This window comes from Hydrogenophaga sp. (genome assembly GCF_031426985.1).
Classification (GTDB): domain Bacteria; phylum Pseudomonadota; class Gammaproteobacteria; order Burkholderiales; family Burkholderiaceae_C; genus Hydrogenophaga.
The window spans coordinates 1-14853 of record NZ_JASJOY010000172.1 but is presented as its reverse complement, the minus strand read 5'-3'; the positions used below and the strand labels follow the sequence as shown (position 1 = coordinate 14853).

Sequence of the window (14853 nt, the reverse complement as noted above, 5' to 3'; positions counted from 1 at the left end):
TGGCGTCAGGTGGCAGATTTGAGCTTGGGGTCCAGCGCATCGCGCAGGCCGTCGCCCACCAGGTTGATGGCCAGCACCGACAGCAGAATGGTCAGGCCGGGCAGCGTCACCACCCACCAGGCGCTTTCGATGTAGTCGCGCGCCGAAGCGAGCATGGTCCCCCACTCGGGCAGCGGCGGCTGCACGCCCAGCCCCAGGAAACCCAGTGCCGCGATTTCGAGGATGGCGGCCGAGAAGCTCATGGTGGCGTGCACGATCAGCGGCGCGGTGCAGTTGGGCAGCACGGTCACGAACATCAGGCGCAGCGTGCGCGCGCCCGACAGGCGGGCGGCGGTCACGTAGTCGCGCTGCAGCTCGCTCAGGGCCGAGGCGCGCACCAGGCGCACATAGGCCGGCAGCGAGACCAGCGCGATCGCGATCATGGCATTGAGCAGACCCGGGCCGAGGATGGCCATGATGGCCACGGCCATGAGCAGCGAGGGCAGCGCCATCACGATGTCCATCACCCGCATGATGGCCGCGTCCACCCACTTGCCCGCAAACGCGGCGATCAGGCCCAGCAGCACGCCGGGCACCATGGCCAGCAGCACCGACACCAGGCCCACCAGCAGCGACAGGCGCGCGCCGTGCATCAGCCGCGACAGCAGATCGCGGCCCAGCTCGTCGGTGCCCAGCAGAAACTGGCTGCTGCCACCGGACCAGACCGGGGCCTGCAGGAAATGCTCGCGGTACTGTTCGACCGGGCTGTGCGGCGCGACCCAGGGCGCGAACACCGCCAGCAGCACCACGACCGCCATGAACAGCAGCCCCGCCACGGCGCCCTTGTTGTGCGAGAAAGCTCGCCAGAATTCGTTCAGATTCATGACTGCACCCGGATGCGAGGGTTGGCCACACCGTAGAGCAGGTCCACGGTGAAGTTGGTCAGGATCACCAGCGTGGCGATCAGCAGGATGCCGTTCTGCACCACCGGGTAGTCACGCCGGCCAATGGCTTCGATCAGCCACTTGCCGATGCCCGGCCAGGAGAAGATGGTCTCGGTCAGCACTGCGCCGCCCATCAGCGTGCCCACCTGCAGGCCGACCACCGTGAGCACCGGGATGAGCGCGTTGCGCAGCGTGTGCACGAAGATCACGCGCAGGGGCGAGAGGCCCTTGGCGCGCGCGGTGCGCACGTAGTCTTCGCGCAGCACTTCGAGCATGGACGAGCGCGTCATGCGCGCGATCACCGCCAGCGGGATGGTGCCCAGCACGATGGCGGGCAGGATGAGGTGACGCACCGCATCCCACAGCGCACCGGCGTTGAGTTCCGGGTCGGCGCGTTCGGCCAGCCAGGCGTCGATGAGCATGAAGCCGGTCTGTGGCGGCACGTCAAACATCAAATCCAGGCGGCCCGACACCGGGGTCCACCCCAGGCCGACCGAGAAGATCAGGATCAGCAGCAGGCCCCACCAGAAGATGGGCATCGAATACCCGGTGAGCGCCGCCGTCATGACGGTGTGGTCCAGCCATTTGCCGCGCTGCACCGCTGCCAGCACGCCCGCGATGAGGCCAAAGACCAGCGCGATCAGCAGCGCCACCAGGGCCAGTTCCAGCGTGGCCGGAAACAGCGACTTGAACTCGGTCCACACACTGGCCTGCGTCTTGAGCGACTGGCCCAGGTTGCCCTGCGCGAGATCGGCCAGGTAGTGGCCGTACTGCACGTACAGCGGCTGGTCCAGCCCCAGGCGCTTGAGTGCTGCGGCGTGCATGACGGGGTCCAGCGTGCGCTCGCCCACCATCACCTCCACCGGGTCTCCCGGGATCAGGCGGATGAGCGAGAAAGTCAGCAGCGTGATGCCCAGGAACGTGGGAATGAGCACCAACAACCGTTGGAGAAGGTATCTCAGCATGGAGAACGCTCCTTGTTGTTCTACAAATGCGAAAAAAGATCAGGCGTCACGGATGACGCCTGAACCCTGACCGAAGCGAAGTGCCCCCTTCGAGAACGCGGCGGAACCGGCTTTGCCGGGCCGCACCGCGTTGCCCCCTTGAGAGGGCAGAGGGCCGCGGCTCCAAGTCGGCCTGCGCAGACTTGGACAGCCCGAAGTGACACCGGCTCCGACGGTGGCGCGGCCTGCAAGGCACGCCGCAGGCGGCGCGGGGGTGGGCCTTACTTAACGCTCACACCTTCGAAGTTGTAGTCGCCCAGCGGGCTGATGAGGAAGCCGTTCACGCCCTTGCGCATCGGCTGGTTGGTGGTCGAATGCGCGATCGTCGACCACGGCAGATCCTTCTTGAACACGGCCTGCGCCTTCATATAGAGATCGGTGCGCTCTTTCTGGTCGGTGCTGTTGCGGGCCTTGAGCGTGTAGCCATCGAACTCCTTGCTGCAGTAGCGCGCGTAGTTGGAGCCACCCACGGCCTCGCAGGTCAGCAGCACGCCCAGGAAGTTATCGGGCGAGGCGTAGTCACCGGTCCAGCCGATCAGGCCGGTGTCGTGCTCGCCCTGCTTCATGCGCTTGAGGTACTCACCCCACTCGTACTGGGTGATCTTGGCCTTGATGCCGACCTTGGCCCAGTCGGCCTGGATCATCTCGGCCATCAGCTTGGCGTTGGGGTTGTAGGGGCGCTGCACCGGCATGGCCCAGAGGGTGATCTCCGTGCCTTCGGCCACGCCGGCTTTCTTCAGCAGTGCCTTGGCCTTCTCGGGGTTGTAGGCGGCATTCTTCAGGCTCTTGTTGTAGGACCACAGCGAGGCCGGGAACGGGTTGGACGCTTCCTGGCCCTGGCCCTGGTAAACCGCGTCGATGATGGACTTGCGGTTGATCGCCATGTCCAGGGCCTGGCGCACCTCCAGCTTATTCAACGGCGCCTTCTCGGTGTTGTACGAGAGGTAGCCGATGTTGAAGCCGGGGGCGGTGTCGACCTTGAGGTTGGGGTCGGCCTTCATGGCGGCGATGTCCTGCGGCTTGGGATAGGACATGATGTGGCACTCGCCGGCCTTGAGCTTCTGGAAGCGCACCGAGGCGTCGGTGGTGATGGCGAAGATCAGGTTGTCCACCAGCACATTCTTGGCGTTCCAGTAGTCCTTGTGCTTCACATAACGGATCTGGGCGTCCTTCTCGTAGCGGCGCAGCACGAAGGGACCGGTGCCGATCGGCTGCTGGTTGATCATGCTGGCCTTGCCTTCGGCGACCAGTTTGTCGGCGTATTCTTTGGACAGCACGGACGCGAACGGCATGGCCAGCTTGACCAGCAGATCCGGGTCGGGCTTCTTGAGCTTGAGCACCACGGTCAGCGGGTCGGTCTTGGTGACGGACTCGGTGTTGCTCTCCAGGCCGACGTCGGACGCGTAGGGGAACTGGGCCGGGTAGGCCTTGTTGAAGGCGTGGTCTTTGTTGACCATGCGTTCGATGGTGAAGATCACGTCATCGGCCGTCATGTCGCGGCCGGGTTTGAAGTAGTCGGTGGTGTGGAACTTGACCCCCTTGCGCAGCTTGAAGGTGTAGGTCAGGCCGTCGGCGGAAATGGTCCAGGACTCGGCCAGGCTGGGCTGGACGTCGGTGCCACCCTTCTTGAACTGCGTCAGGCGGTTGAACATGGCATGGCCGGCGGCGTCGAAGGTGTTGCCACCGGTGTACTGCGCGGTGTCGAACCCTTCAGGGCTGCCTTCGGAACAATAGATCAGCGTGCCGGCCGCCTGCGAGGCCATGGCCACCGCGGACAGACCCAGGACTGTCACCAGCTTCTTCATTGCAAACATGCGTCATCCTTTGAATTGGTTGTGGCAGGGGCGGCAGGACGCGGCCCCCATCCGGTGAACGGCATTATGGGTACAAAAGGTCACACTGTTGTCACCCAGGGTGGTGCCACCCATGGAAAACGCAGGCACCACTTGACACCGGTCAATGCTCGCAAAATCGGTGCCACGCCTGCATCCATCCCCACCCCAAAAACTCACCATGCTCCGCTGGGAATCCCACACCTGTCTGCCCCTGCACCCCGACGCCTCGTTCGAGCCGCTGGAGCGTTACCGCGCCGCCGGCGTGCATTACGCGTGCCTGAACGTGGGCATGGACATGAACCCGCTCGCGCAGATCCTGCCGGTGCTGGCCAGCTTCCGCGCCCGCCTGACGGCCCAGCCCGAACGCTACCGCCTGGTGCGCCATGTGGAGGACATCGAGCAGGCGCGCGCCGCCGGGCAACTGGCCATCGGCTTCGATCTGGAAGGGGCCCTGCCCCTGCAGGAACGCCCCGAAATGGTGGCCCTGTTCAGCGAGCTGGGCGTGCGCCAGATGCACTTTGCCTACAACCGCAACAACGCCGTGGCCGGCGGCTGCCACGACACGCCGCAGGGCCTGACAGCCTTGGGCCGGCGCATGGTCGACGCCGTCAACGACGCCGGCGTGCTCATGGACTGCGCCCACACCGAGCGCCGCAGCACGCTGGACATCATGGCTTGCTCGCGCCACCCCGTGATCTTCAGCCACGCCAACCCGCTGGCCCTGGCCGAGCACGGCCGCAACATCACCGACGAGCAGATCCGCGCCTGCGCCGCCACCGGGGGTGTGGTCTGCATCTCCGGTGTGTCGCGCTTCCTGGGCACCGAAACCCCCACGGCGCGGGACATCGCCGGCCATGTGGCCTACGTGGCCGCGCTCGTGGGTACCGACCATGTGGGCCTGGGCCTGGACATCGGTTTCAGCGAACCCGGCCTGAACGACGACCCGCCCGGCGACTTCGACCCCGGGTTCTGGTGGCCCGCCAGCGCAGGCTACGGACAGGGCATCAGCCAGATGCGCTACGCCCCGCTGGACAGCTGGCGGGCCCTGCCCGAAGCCTTGCAGGCCACGGGCATGAACGACCGCGAGGTGCGGGCCGTGCTGGGCGACAACATGGTGCGTGTGGCGCAACAGGTCTGGGGGGCGGCCCGGGCCTGAAAACCTGGTTATGCATCAAACGCATAACCAGATGGCAACTCAGCCTTGGACAGGCCCCACCCAGGATCCGTACAGTCGCGCCCATCGACCCCACCCGGGCTCGATGAGACAAACCACCAGGAACCTTCGCCATGTCACAAGCACCGCATCCGGCCGGCGCCGCGGCCAACAGCCCGGCGGCCTTCACCAGCGCCCTGCCCTCCTACCTCGACCCGAACAACCTCGGCCCCTGGGGCATTTACCTGCAACAGGTCGACCGCGTCGCCCCCTACCTGGGCAGCCTGGCGCGCTGGATCGACACCCTCAAGCGCCCCAAGCGCACCCTGATCGTGGACGTGCCCATCCACCTGGACGACGGCACCATTGCCCACTTCGAGGGCTACCGCGTGCAGCACAACACCAGCCGCGGCCCGGGCAAAGGCGGCGTGCGCTTCCACCAGAACGTGACACTGTCCGAAGTGATGGCGCTGTCGGCCTGGATGTCGATCAAGAACGCGGCCGTCAACGTGCCCTACGGCGGCGCCAAGGGCGGCATCCGCGTCGACCCGCGCCAGCTGTCGATGGGTGAGCTCGAACGCATCACCCGCCGCTACACCAGCGAGATCGGCATCATCATCGGCCCGACCAAGGACATTCCCGCGCCCGACGTGAACACCAACGAACAGGTCATGGCCTGGATGATGGACACGTATTCCATGAACGAAGGCTCCACCGCCACGGGCGTGGTCACCGGCAAACCGGTGGATCTGGGCGGCTCGCTGGGCCGGCGCGAGGCCACCGGCCGTGGTGTTTTCACCGTCGGCACCGAAGCGGCCAAACACATCGGCATGGACATCTCCAAGGCCCGCGTGGCGGTGCAGGGTTTCGGCAACGTCGGCGGTGTCGCCGGCAAGCTGTTCGCCGAAGCCGGCGCCAAGGTGGTCGCGGTGCAGGACCACGGTGGATCCCTCTACCGCGAATCGGGCCTGGATGTGCCGGCCCTGCTGGCTCACGTGGCCCGCGCCGGCACCGTGGCCGGCTTCCCGGGTGGCGATGTGATCGACAACGACGCCTTCTGGGGCGTGCCCTGCGAGATCCTGATCCCGGCCGCACTAGAGCAGCAGATCACCGAAGCCAACGCCGGCCGCATCCAGGCCAAGATGATCATCGAAGGCGCCAACGGACCGACCACGCCGCAGGCCGACGACATCCTGCACGACCGCGGCATCCTGGTGCTGCCCGACGTGATCGCCAACGCTGGCGGCGTGACCGTGAGCTACTTCGAGTGGGTGCAGGACTTCTCCAGCTTCTTCTGGAGCGAGGACGAGATCAACGAACGCCTGGTGCGCATCATGAAAGGCGCGTTCGCCGCCGTGTGGCAAGTGGCCCAGGACAACAAGGTCAGCCTGCGCACCGCGACCTTCATCGTCGCCTGCAAGCGCATCTTGCACGCGCGCGACCTGCGTGGTCTGTACCCCTGACCCGGACACAGGTCATCGAGCAAAAAAGCCCCGCATGCGGGGCTTTTTTTTGATCCGGGCGCACGCCTTATTGCAGGGTTTCTTTCAGCGCCGGCATGGAAGGCAGCGGCATCACCTCGATGCCCTCTTCGATCAGTTCCATCGCCACCTCGGGGCTGGTGCGGCCCCGGATGTTGCGCTGGTCGATGTCTCCGTGGTGCATCGCCCGCGCCTGATCGGCAAAACGGTCACCGACGTCTTCGGTCTGCGCCAGCACCTGGCGCATGGCCCTGAGCAGCTGGGCCTGCAACGGGGTCCCGGGTGCGGGAAGCCCCAGTTCGACGCTGCCCGCACCTTCCGCGGGCGCGGCGGTCGGTTTGTCGTCCCGGCCGGCGCGCAGGTTCAGGCGCGGCGCCGAGAGCATCTTCTGGATCTGCGCATCGCCACACATCGGGCAGCTCACCAGCCCCCGCGAGAGCTGGTTGGTGAAGTCGTCTTCGGAGGCGAACCAGCCTTCAAACCCATGCTGGTGCGCGCATTGCAGATTGAGGACTTTCATGCCCCCGATTATCGGACAGCGTCCGCCGGCGGGGTGCCCGACCAGTCGAGCGTCCATGCCCCGCTGATCACATTGTTCAACCACATCGAGCCGATCAGGGTCTTGCCGTCGATCACTTCGCCGCTGCGGCACCACTGCGTCAGTTCCGCCGGGTCGGCGGTGAAGACATCGAGGAACTCTTCGTCGTCCAGGCGGCGATCACCCAGGGTGAGGCCGCGGGCAAACCAGATGTCGATGATTTCGTCCGAATAGGCGATGGTCGGGGCCAGGCGCCCGGCAAAAGCCCATTCGCGTGCGCGGTAGCCGGTTTCTTCGATCAACTCGCGCTGCGCACAGGCCAGGCTGGCTTCACCTGCGTCGAGCTTGCCCGCAGGGAACTCGATCATCACCGCCCGCATGGGGTGGCGGAACTGGCGCTCCATCACCACCCGGCCATCGTCCAGCAGGCCGATGACCATGACCGCGCCGGGGTGCAGGACGTATTCACGCGTCGCTTCGTTCCCCGAAGGCAGCCGCACCGTGTCGCGCACGACGTGCAGGAAATGGCCTCGCAGCAATTCGGTGCGCGCAACCGGCGTTTCGCGCAGGTGTTGGTCGTCCATCATGTCAGTCGGCCCGATGGTGGGCGGTGCAGCACAGCGCCCCCGCCGTGTTCAACCGCGGCGGTGGAACAGGTAACGGTAGACGAAACCCGGGAAAGCAAGCGTGAGGAAGAGCGCGCCGGTGGTGGCGTAGAACTCCCAGCCTTGCGGGTAAATCTGCCCACCCGACTGCTCCAGCGCCAGCCCGAGACCACCGACCAACAGGTACAACAGCAGCAACTCGGCCGCGTGCATCCAGAGGGTCTTGCGTCCCTGGCGCGGGATCACCGCCAGCCAGCGGCTGTTGAGGAAGGGCAGGTTCGCCCCCACGATGGCGGCTGCGATGACCAGCCAGACAGACAGGGTATGGGACATGACGCGGTTGTGAGCCACCGCTGGCGCCGAGGTTCCCGGCATCAGCGGCAGCGGGTGCGAAATCAGACGATCAGCGCAGCGATCGCCTGGGCGCACAGCGCCATCAGACCGCCGGGCAGGATGCCCAGAGCCAGCACCAGGCCACCGTTGAGCGAGAGCACGGTGCGCACATCGGCGCCGGCTTCGATGACGGCCGTCTGCGTGGGCGCATCAAAGTACATGACTTTGACCAGACGCAGGTAGTAGAACGCACCGATCAGCGACATCAGCACGGCGAACACGGCCAGACCGATGTAGAAAGGTTGCGGGGAAGCCAGCAGGGCCTGCAGCACCGACAGCTTGGCGTAGAAACCCACCAGCGGCGGCACACCCGCCAGCGAGAACATGCAGACCGCCATGACGCCGGCGTACAGCGGGCTGCGCTGGTTCAGGCCGGCCAGATCGCTGATGTTGTCGGATTCGAAGCCCTGGCGCGAGAGCAGCAGGATGACGCCGAAGGTGCCCAGCGTGGTCAGCACGTAGCTCACCACATAGAACATGGACGAACCGTAGGCGTTGGCCATGTTGCCGCCCTGCCCGCCCGACACCCCCGCCAGCAGACCCAGCAGCATGAAGCCCATCTGCGCGATGGTCGAGAACGCCAGCATGCGCTTGAGGCTGGTCTGGGCGATGGCGGCCAGGTTGCCGATCAGCAGCGACATCACGGCCAGCACGGCCAGCATCTGCTGCCAGTCCACCACCATGGGCAGCAGGCCCTGCACCAGCAGGCGGATGACGATGGCAAAGGCCGCCAGCTTGGGCGCACCACCGATCATCAGCGTGACGGCGGTCGGGGCACCGTGGTACACGTCGGGCACCCACATGTGGAAAGGCACCACACCGAGCTTGAAGGCCAGGCCGGCCACCAGGAACACCAGGCCCAGCATCAGCACGCGCGGCGAGCCGGCCAGGGTCTGGTCACCACCGGCGATGGCGCGCACCACCTCGGCCAGGTCCAGGGTCGCGGTGGCACCGTAGATCAGCGACATGCCGTAGAGCAGGAAACCCGACGCCAGCGCGCCCAGCACGAAGTACTTCATGGCGGCTTCGATGGCTTGCCCATCGTCGCGGCGCAAGGCCACCAGCGCATAGCTAGACAGCGTGAGCAGTTCCAGACCCAGGTAGATCACCAGCAGGTTGTGGCCGGAGATCATGATGAACATGCCCAGCAGCGCGTACAGCGACAGGGTGAACAGTTCGCCACCACGCAGCATGTCGCGCTGGCCTGCGTAGGCACGGCCGTAGGTCAGGGTCGCCATCAGGGCGATCGAGGCAAAGCACTTGAGCCAGTTGCCCATGGGGTCGCTGATGACCATGCCACCAAAGCCCACGGCCACCTGGCCGGAACTGGCGTAGAGGCCGGTGAGCAGGGCCAGGCCCGCCAGGGTCAGCAGCGTCAGGGCGTGCGTTGCGCCGCGCAGGGGGCTCTTGACGAACAGGTCGACCAGCGCGATCACGCAGGCCATGACCAGCAAGAGGATTTCAGGGTAGGCCACGACCCAGCCAAGGTTGTCGTTCATGTCAAAACTCGCTTATCTCTAGGTCGGGGCTCAGTGCAGTTTGGACACGGCCACATGGCGCAGCAGCTCGGCCACGGAAGCGTCCATCACGTCGGTGAAAGGCTTGGGGTACACGCCCATGTAGAGCACCGCGATGGCCAGCAAGCCCATGACCAGGAATTCACGCGCACCGATGTCGGTGAGTTCCTTGACGTGGTGGTTGCCCGGCGCGCCCAGGTACACACGCTTGAACATCCACAGCGAATAGGCGGCACCAAAGATGAGGGCCGAAGCGGCCAGCAGACCGATCCAGAAATTGGCCTTGACGGCGGCCAGGATCACCATCCATTCGCCCACGAAGCCTGCGGTGCCCGGCAGGCCGCAGTTGGCCATGGTGAACAGCAGGGCAAAGGCCGCGAACTTGGGCATGGTGTTGACCACACCGCCGTAGTCGGCGATGTTGCGCGAGTGCACGCGGTCGTACAGCACGCCGATGGACAGGAACATGGCGGCCGAGACGAAACCGTGGGCGATCATCTGCACGATGCCGCCAGAGACACCCAGGTCGCTGAAAACAAAGAAACCCAGGGTGACAAAGCCCATGTGTGCCACAGACGAATAGGCCACAAGCTTCTTCATGTCCTTTTGCACCATGGCCACCAGGCCAACGTAGATCACCGCCACCAGCGACAGGCCGATGATCAGCCAGGCCCATTCGCGCGAGGCGTCGGGCAGGATGGGCAGCGAGAAGCGCAGGAAACCGTAGGCGCCCAGCTTGAGCATGATCGCCGCCAGCACGGCCGAACCGCCGGTGGGGGCTTCGACGTGCACGTCGGGCAGCCAGGTGTGCACCGGCCACATCGGCACCTTCACGGCGAAGGCGGCGAAGAAGGCGAAGAACAGCAGGGTCTGCGCCGTGGCGGGCAGCGGCAGCTGGTGCCAGGTGGCGAGGTCGAAGCTGCCACCGGACTGCACGTACAGGTAGATCAGGGCCACCAGCATCAGCAGCGAACCCATCAGCGTGTAGAGGAAGAACTTGAACGCCGCGTAGATCTTGTTCGGACCGCCCCAGATGCCGATGATCAGGTACATCGGGATCAGCGTCGCCTCGAAGAAAACGTAGAACAGCATCGCGTCCAGCGAACTGAACACACCGATCATCAGACCCGAAAGGATCAGGAACGCGCCCATGTACTGGTTCACGCGCTCGGTGATGACTTCCCAGCCGGCGATCACCACGACCACGGTGATGAAAGCGGTCAGCAGCACCAGCCACAGGGAGATACCGTCCACGCCCAGGTGGTAGTGGATGTTGAAGCGCTCGATCCAGAGCGACTTCTCGACAAACTGCATCGCGGCCGTGCCCAGCTCGAACTGGGCATACAGGGGGACCGTCACGGCCAGCGAGACGATGGCGCCCACCAGGGCAATCCAGCGCACCGCGCCAGCGTGTTCATCGCGGCCCAGGGCCAGCAGCACGACGCCAAAGGCAATTGGCATCCAGATCGCAAGGCTCAGCAAACCCATCTTGTTCTTCTCCTTATTTGGCGAGCCAGACGAAGTACGTCATGAACAGCAACACGCCCACGATCATCATCAATGCGTAGTGGTAGAGGAAGCCGCTCTGGGCGCGCCGCACCACAGACGACACCGCGCCCACCAGCTTCCAGCTGGCGTTGACCACGCCGCCCTCGATCACGCCCTGGTCGCCGCCCTTCCAGAGACCGGTGCCCAGCGCGCGGGCGCCACGGGCCAGCACGTTTTCGTTGAACCAGTCGAGGTAGTACTTGTTCTCCAGCACGGTGATCAGCGGCTTGAGTACGCGCGCAAAGGCTGCGGGCACGGCCGGGTTGATCAGGTACATGTACCAGGCCGACACGGCACCGGCCAGGGCCAGCCAGAACGGCGCGGTGGAGAACGCATGCAGCGCCATCGCCAGCGGACCGTGGAACTCTTCCTTGAAGACTTCCATCGCCGGGTGCAGTTCCAGGTTGATGTGGATCGCGTCCTTGAGGAAGTCCCCCATCAACATGGGCTGGATGGTCAGGTAACCGATGACCACCGACGGAATGGCCAGCAGCAGCAGCGGCACCGTCACCACCCAGGGCGACTCGTGCGGCTTGCCCGCATCGTGATGACCGTGACCATGGTCGTCGTGCGCGTGGTGGTCGTCGTGCCCATGGTGGGCGTCCGGGTTCTGGTCGTAGCGCTCGGCGCCATGGAACACCAGGAAGTAGAGGCGGAACGAATAGAACGAGGTGACGAACACACCGGCCAGCACCGCGAAGTGCGCGAAGCCTGCGGCCGGGAGGTTGCTGAAATGCACCACCTCGATGATCGCGTCCTTGGAATAGAAACCGGCAAACAGCGGCGTACCGATCAGTGCCAGCGTGCCCAGCAGCGAGGTGATCCAGGTGATGGGCATGTACTTGCGCACGTTGCCCATCCAGCGGATGTCCTGGTTGTGGTGCAGGCCCATGATGACCGAACCGGCCGCGAGGAACAGCAGGGCCTTGAAGAAGGCGTGCGTCATCAGGTGGAACACCGCCACCGAGTAGGCCGACGCCCCCAGCGCCACCGTCATGTAGCCCAGCTGCGACAGCGTGGAATAGGCCACCACACGCTTGATGTCGTTCTGGATGATGCCCAGGAAGCCCATGAACAGCGCCGTGATGGCACCGATCACCATGATGAAGTTCAGCGCCGTCTCCGACAGCTCGAACAGCGGCGACATGCGGCTGACCATGAAGATGCCGGCCGTCACCATGGTGGCGGCGTGGATCAGCGCGGAGATCGGGGTCGGACCTTCCATCGAGTCCGGCAGCCAGACGTGCAGCGGGAACTGGGCCGACTTGCCCATGGCACCGACGAACAGGCAGATGCAGATCACGGTGATCAGCAGCCAGTCGGTGCCGGGGAAGCCCAGCTCGCCGAGCTCGGGCGCCTTGGCGAATACCTCGGAGTAGTTCAGCGTGCCGGTGTAGGCCACGATCAGGCCGATGCCCAGGATGAAGCCGAAGTCGCCCACGCGGTTGACCAGGAAGGCCTTCATGTTGGCGAAGATCGCCGTCGGCTTGTTGAACCAGAAACCGATCAGCAGATAGGACACCAGACCCACCGCTTCCCAGCCGAAGAACAGCTGCAGCAGGTTGTTGCTCATCACCAGCATCAGCATGGAGAAGGTGAACAGCGAGATGTAGGCGAAGAAGCGGTTGTAGCCAGCGTCTTCTTCCATGTAGCCGATGGTGTAGAGGTGCACCATCAGCGACACGAAGGTGACCACCACCATCATCATGGCGGTCAGGCCGTCGATCATGAAGCCGATCTCCATCTTCAATCCACCGACGCGCATCCACTCGTAGATGGTCTCGTTGAAGCGGGCACCGTCCACGGCCACGCTCTTGAGCGTGATGGCTGAGAGGATGAAGGCGATCAGGACGCCCAAAATGGTCAGGCTGTGCGAGGCGCGCCGGCCGATGACGTTGCCGCCAAAGGTGGTGCCCAGCAGGCCGGCCAGCGCCGAACCCACCAGGGGGGCCAGCGGAACGGCCAGCAGGGTGCTTGCAGATAGTGTGGAGCTCATGGTGTTCTTGCCTCGTCGGGTGTTGGCGTCAGCCCTTGAGGGTGTTGAGTTCTTCGACGCTGATCGATGCCTTGTTGCGGAACAGCAGCACGAGGATGGCCAGACCAATGGCCGACTCGGCGGCCGCCACGGTGAGGATGAAGAACACGAACACCTGGCCGTGCAGGTCACCCAGGTAATGGGAGAAGGCCACGAAGTTCATGTTGACGGCCAGCAGCATCAGCTCGATGGCCATGAGCAGCACGATCAGGTTCTTGCGGTTCAGGAAAATGCCGACCACCGACAGTGCGAACAACACCGCGCCGACCGAAAGGAAATGTCCCAATGTGAGGCTCATGCCTTGCCCTCCTCTGCAGTCACGACTGCGGGTGCTTGTTGTTGGGTGGCGGCCAGCGGAAGCACCACCAGGCGATCGGCGGCGCGCACACGCACCTGCAGCGCAGGATCGATGGCCTTGCTGTCCTTGCGCTGGCGCAGGGTCAGGGCGATGGCCGTGACCATGGCCACCAGCAGGATCACGGCGGCGACCTCCACCGCGTACAGGTATTCGGTGTAAAGCAGCTTGCCCAGTGCCTTGGTGTTCGAGGCCTCGGCCGCGACGGCGGCCGGCGCCTGCGCACTGATGGCCGGGAAACCGACCCACAGCACCGCGATGATTTCGGCCGCCACGATGGCCCCCAGCGCTGCCGCGAGCGGGAAGTTCTGCCAGAAGCCCCAGCGGTCATCGTCGAGCTTGATGTCCAGCATCATGACCACGAACAGGAACAGCACCATCACCGCGCCCAGGTACACCAGCACCAGGGTCAGACCGAGGAACTCGGCCTTGAGGATCAGCCACAGGGCCGCGGCCTGGGAGAAGGACAGCATAAGGTAGAGCACCGCGTGCACAGGGTTGCGCGCCGTGACCACCCGGTAGGCTGCGAACAGCAGCACCGCCGAGAAGAGGTAGAAAAAGCCGGTCTGGTAATCCATGGTTCTTGTCTTTCGCGGGGCGCTCAGCGGTACTTGGCGTCCGCCGCCTTGGCCGCAGCGATCTCGGTTTCGTACCGGTCGCCCACCGCCAGCAGCATCTCTTTGGTGAAGTACAGGTCGCCGCGCTTTTCGCCGTGGTACTCCAGGATCTGCGTCTCGACGATGGCGTCCACCGGGCAGGCTTCTTCGCAGAAACCGCAGAAGATGCACTTGGTCAGGTCGATGTCGTAGCGCGTCGTGCGACGCGAACCGTCTTCGCGCTGGGCGGCTTCGATGGTGATGGCCATGGCCGGGCAGACGGCTTCGCACAGCTTGCAGGCGATGCAACGCTCTTCGCCGTTTTCATAACGGCGTTGTGCGTGCAGGCCACGGAAGCGCGGCGACAGCGGCGTCTTTTCTTCCGGGAACTGCACCGTCACCTTGCGGCGGAAGGCGTAGCGGCCGGTCAGGGCCATGCCCTTGAACAATTCAACCAGCAGAAAGCTTTTGAAGAAATCGCCGATCGAGAACGGCGCGACGACGTTGGGAGACGCCGTGGTGGCAGCGGTGGTGGACATGATCGTTCGCCCTGCTTATTTCCAGATGTTCCACGGTGTCTGCATCAGACCGCCCACGAGCAGCAGCCAGACCAGGGTCACGGGAATGAAGATCTTCCAGCCCAGACGCATGATCTGGTCGTAACGGAAACGGGGGAAGGTGGCGCGGATCCAGATGAACATGGACACGACGACGAAGGTTTTGAGACCCAGCCAGATCCATCCCGGGATCCAGTTGAACAGCGCGCTGTCGATGGGCGGCAACCAGCCGCCCAGGAACATCAGCACCGCCAGGATAGACACCAGCCACATGCTGGCGTATTCGGCCAGGAAGAAGATGGCGAAGCCCATG

The 14853-nt window shown here is 64.7% G+C and carries 15 protein-coding genes; 2 read left to right on the top strand and 13 right to left on the bottom strand.

Going from position 1 to position 14853, the window contains the following annotated elements:
- Nucleotides 1–5: 5 nt before the first annotated feature.
- The 3 genes from RMP09_RS18455 to RMP09_RS18445 all read right to left on the bottom strand — a co-directional run bounded on the left by RMP09_RS18455 (nt 6) and on the right by RMP09_RS18445 (nt 3741).
- Complete coding sequence (locus tag RMP09_RS18455; protein ID WP_310567436.1) at nt 6–863, bottom strand: ABC transporter permease subunit; 858 nt, start codon at nt 861–863, stop codon at nt 6–8.
- The gene (locus RMP09_RS18450) at nt 860–1888 is read right to left on the bottom strand and encodes an ABC transporter permease subunit (protein ID WP_310567435.1); all 1029 of its coding nucleotides are present in this window, start codon (nt 1886–1888) and stop codon (nt 860–862) included. Before RMP09_RS18450 ends, RMP09_RS18455 begins: the two co-directional genes overlap by 4 nt.
- A gap of 260 nt (nt 1889–2148) precedes the next feature.
- Nucleotides 2149–3741 carry an ABC transporter substrate-binding protein gene (locus tag RMP09_RS18445; RefSeq protein WP_310567434.1) on the bottom strand — a complete coding sequence of 531 codons (1593 nt, stop codon included), beginning with the start codon at nt 3739–3741 and terminating at the stop codon, nt 2149–2151.
- 199 nt (nt 3742–3940) lie between these two features.
- On the opposite strand from RMP09_RS18445, the gene RMP09_RS18440 reads away from it, so the two are divergent.
- Complete coding sequence (locus RMP09_RS18440) at nt 3941–4918, top strand: dipeptidase (protein ID WP_310567433.1); 978 nt, start codon at nt 3941–3943, stop codon at nt 4916–4918.
- 131 nt (nt 4919–5049) lie between these two features.
- The gene (locus RMP09_RS18435; protein ID WP_310567432.1) at nt 5050–6378 is read left to right on the top strand and encodes a Glu/Leu/Phe/Val dehydrogenase; all 1329 of its coding nucleotides are present in this window, start codon (nt 5050–5052) and stop codon (nt 6376–6378) included.
- 67 nt (nt 6379–6445) lie between these two features.
- Here RMP09_RS18435 and RMP09_RS18430 read toward each other — a convergent pair whose 3' ends face one another.
- The 10 genes from RMP09_RS18430 to RMP09_RS18385 form a co-directional block, all read right to left on the bottom strand.
- Nucleotides 6446–6916 (bottom strand): DUF1178 family protein, encoded by a 471-nt coding sequence (locus RMP09_RS18430; RefSeq protein ID WP_310567431.1) that lies wholly within the window; start codon nt 6914–6916, stop codon nt 6446–6448.
- An 8-nt stretch (nt 6917–6924) separates the two neighbouring features.
- Nucleotides 6925–7518, bottom strand: a complete 594-nt coding sequence (locus RMP09_RS18425) for an NUDIX hydrolase (protein WP_310567466.1) — start codon at nt 7516–7518, stop codon at nt 6925–6927.
- A 51-nt stretch (nt 7519–7569) separates the two neighbouring features.
- The gene (locus tag RMP09_RS18420; RefSeq protein ID WP_310567430.1) at nt 7570–7872 is read right to left on the bottom strand and encodes a DUF2818 family protein; all 303 of its coding nucleotides are present in this window, start codon (nt 7870–7872) and stop codon (nt 7570–7572) included.
- A 62-nt stretch (nt 7873–7934) separates the two neighbouring features.
- A complete protein-coding gene (gene nuoN / locus RMP09_RS18415; RefSeq protein ID WP_310567429.1) occupies nt 7935–9431 on the bottom strand; it encodes an NADH-quinone oxidoreductase subunit NuoN in 1497 nt (498 codons plus the stop codon).
- A gap of 30 nt (nt 9432–9461) precedes the next feature.
- Nucleotides 9462–10937 (bottom strand): NADH-quinone oxidoreductase subunit M, encoded by a 1476-nt coding sequence (locus tag RMP09_RS18410; protein ID WP_310567428.1) that lies wholly within the window; start codon nt 10935–10937, stop codon nt 9462–9464.
- A gap of 13 nt (nt 10938–10950) precedes the next feature.
- Nucleotides 10951–12993: an NADH-quinone oxidoreductase subunit L gene (nuoL, locus tag RMP09_RS18405; protein WP_310567427.1), complete on the bottom strand. Its 2043-nt coding sequence runs from the start codon at nt 12991–12993 to the stop codon at nt 10951–10953.
- 28 nt (nt 12994–13021) lie between these two features.
- Nucleotides 13022–13330, bottom strand: a complete 309-nt coding sequence (gene nuoK, locus RMP09_RS18400) for an NADH-quinone oxidoreductase subunit NuoK (protein ID WP_310567426.1) — start codon at nt 13328–13330, stop codon at nt 13022–13024.
- Nucleotides 13327–13965: an NADH-quinone oxidoreductase subunit J gene (locus tag RMP09_RS18395; RefSeq protein WP_310567425.1), complete on the bottom strand. Its 639-nt coding sequence runs from the start codon at nt 13963–13965 to the stop codon at nt 13327–13329. The genes nuoK and RMP09_RS18395 overlap by 4 nt, the downstream gene beginning before the upstream one ends.
- Nucleotides 13966–13988: 23 nt before the next feature.
- Nucleotides 13989–14522, bottom strand: coding sequence for an NADH-quinone oxidoreductase subunit NuoI (gene nuoI, locus RMP09_RS18390; RefSeq protein ID WP_310567424.1), 534 nt, complete (start codon nt 14520–14522; stop codon nt 13989–13991).
- Nucleotides 14523–14537: 15 nt separating this feature from the next.
- A partial coding sequence (locus RMP09_RS18385; protein WP_310567423.1) for an NADH-quinone oxidoreductase subunit H occupies nt 14538–14853 on the bottom strand: 316 nt, incomplete at its 5' end.

Coding starts and splice junctions, on each gene's coding strand:
- RMP09_RS18425 (WP_310567466.1), bottom strand. CDS start 7,518: ATGGACGACCAACACCTGCGCGAAACGCCGGTTGCGCGCACCGAATTG.
- RMP09_RS18395 (WP_310567425.1), bottom strand. CDS start 13,965: ATGGATTACCAGACCGGCTTTTTCTACCTCTTCTCGGCGGTGCTGCTG.
- RMP09_RS18410 (WP_310567428.1), bottom strand. CDS start 10,937: ATGGGTTTGCTGAGCCTTGCGATCTGGATGCCAATTGCCTTTGGCGTC.
- RMP09_RS18455 (WP_310567436.1), bottom strand. CDS start 863: ATGAATCTGAACGAATTCTGGCGAGCTTTCTCGCACAACAAGGGCGCC.
- RMP09_RS18435 (WP_310567432.1), top strand. CDS start 5,050: ATGTCACAAGCACCGCATCCGGCCGGCGCCGCGGCCAACAGCCCGGCG.
- RMP09_RS18445 (WP_310567434.1), bottom strand. CDS start 3,741: ATGTTTGCAATGAAGAAGCTGGTGACAGTCCTGGGTCTGTCCGCGGTG.
- nuoK (WP_310567426.1), bottom strand. CDS start 13,330: ATGAGCCTCACATTGGGACATTTCCTTTCGGTCGGCGCGGTGTTGTTC.
- RMP09_RS18450 (WP_310567435.1), bottom strand. CDS start 1,888: ATGCTGAGATACCTTCTCCAACGGTTGTTGGTGCTCATTCCCACGTTC.
- RMP09_RS18420 (WP_310567430.1), bottom strand. CDS start 7,872: ATGTCCCATACCCTGTCTGTCTGGCTGGTCATCGCAGCCGCCATCGTG.
- RMP09_RS18430 (WP_310567431.1), bottom strand. CDS start 6,916: ATGAAAGTCCTCAATCTGCAATGCGCGCACCAGCATGGGTTTGAAGGC.
- nuoI (WP_310567424.1), bottom strand. CDS start 14,522: ATGTCCACCACCGCTGCCACCACGGCGTCTCCCAACGTCGTCGCGCCG.
- nuoL (WP_310567427.1), bottom strand. CDS start 12,993: ATGAGCTCCACACTATCTGCAAGCACCCTGCTGGCCGTTCCGCTGGCC.
- RMP09_RS18440 (WP_310567433.1), top strand. CDS start 3,941: ATGCTCCGCTGGGAATCCCACACCTGTCTGCCCCTGCACCCCGACGCC.
- nuoN (WP_310567429.1), bottom strand. CDS start 9,431: ATGAACGACAACCTTGGCTGGGTCGTGGCCTACCCTGAAATCCTCTTG.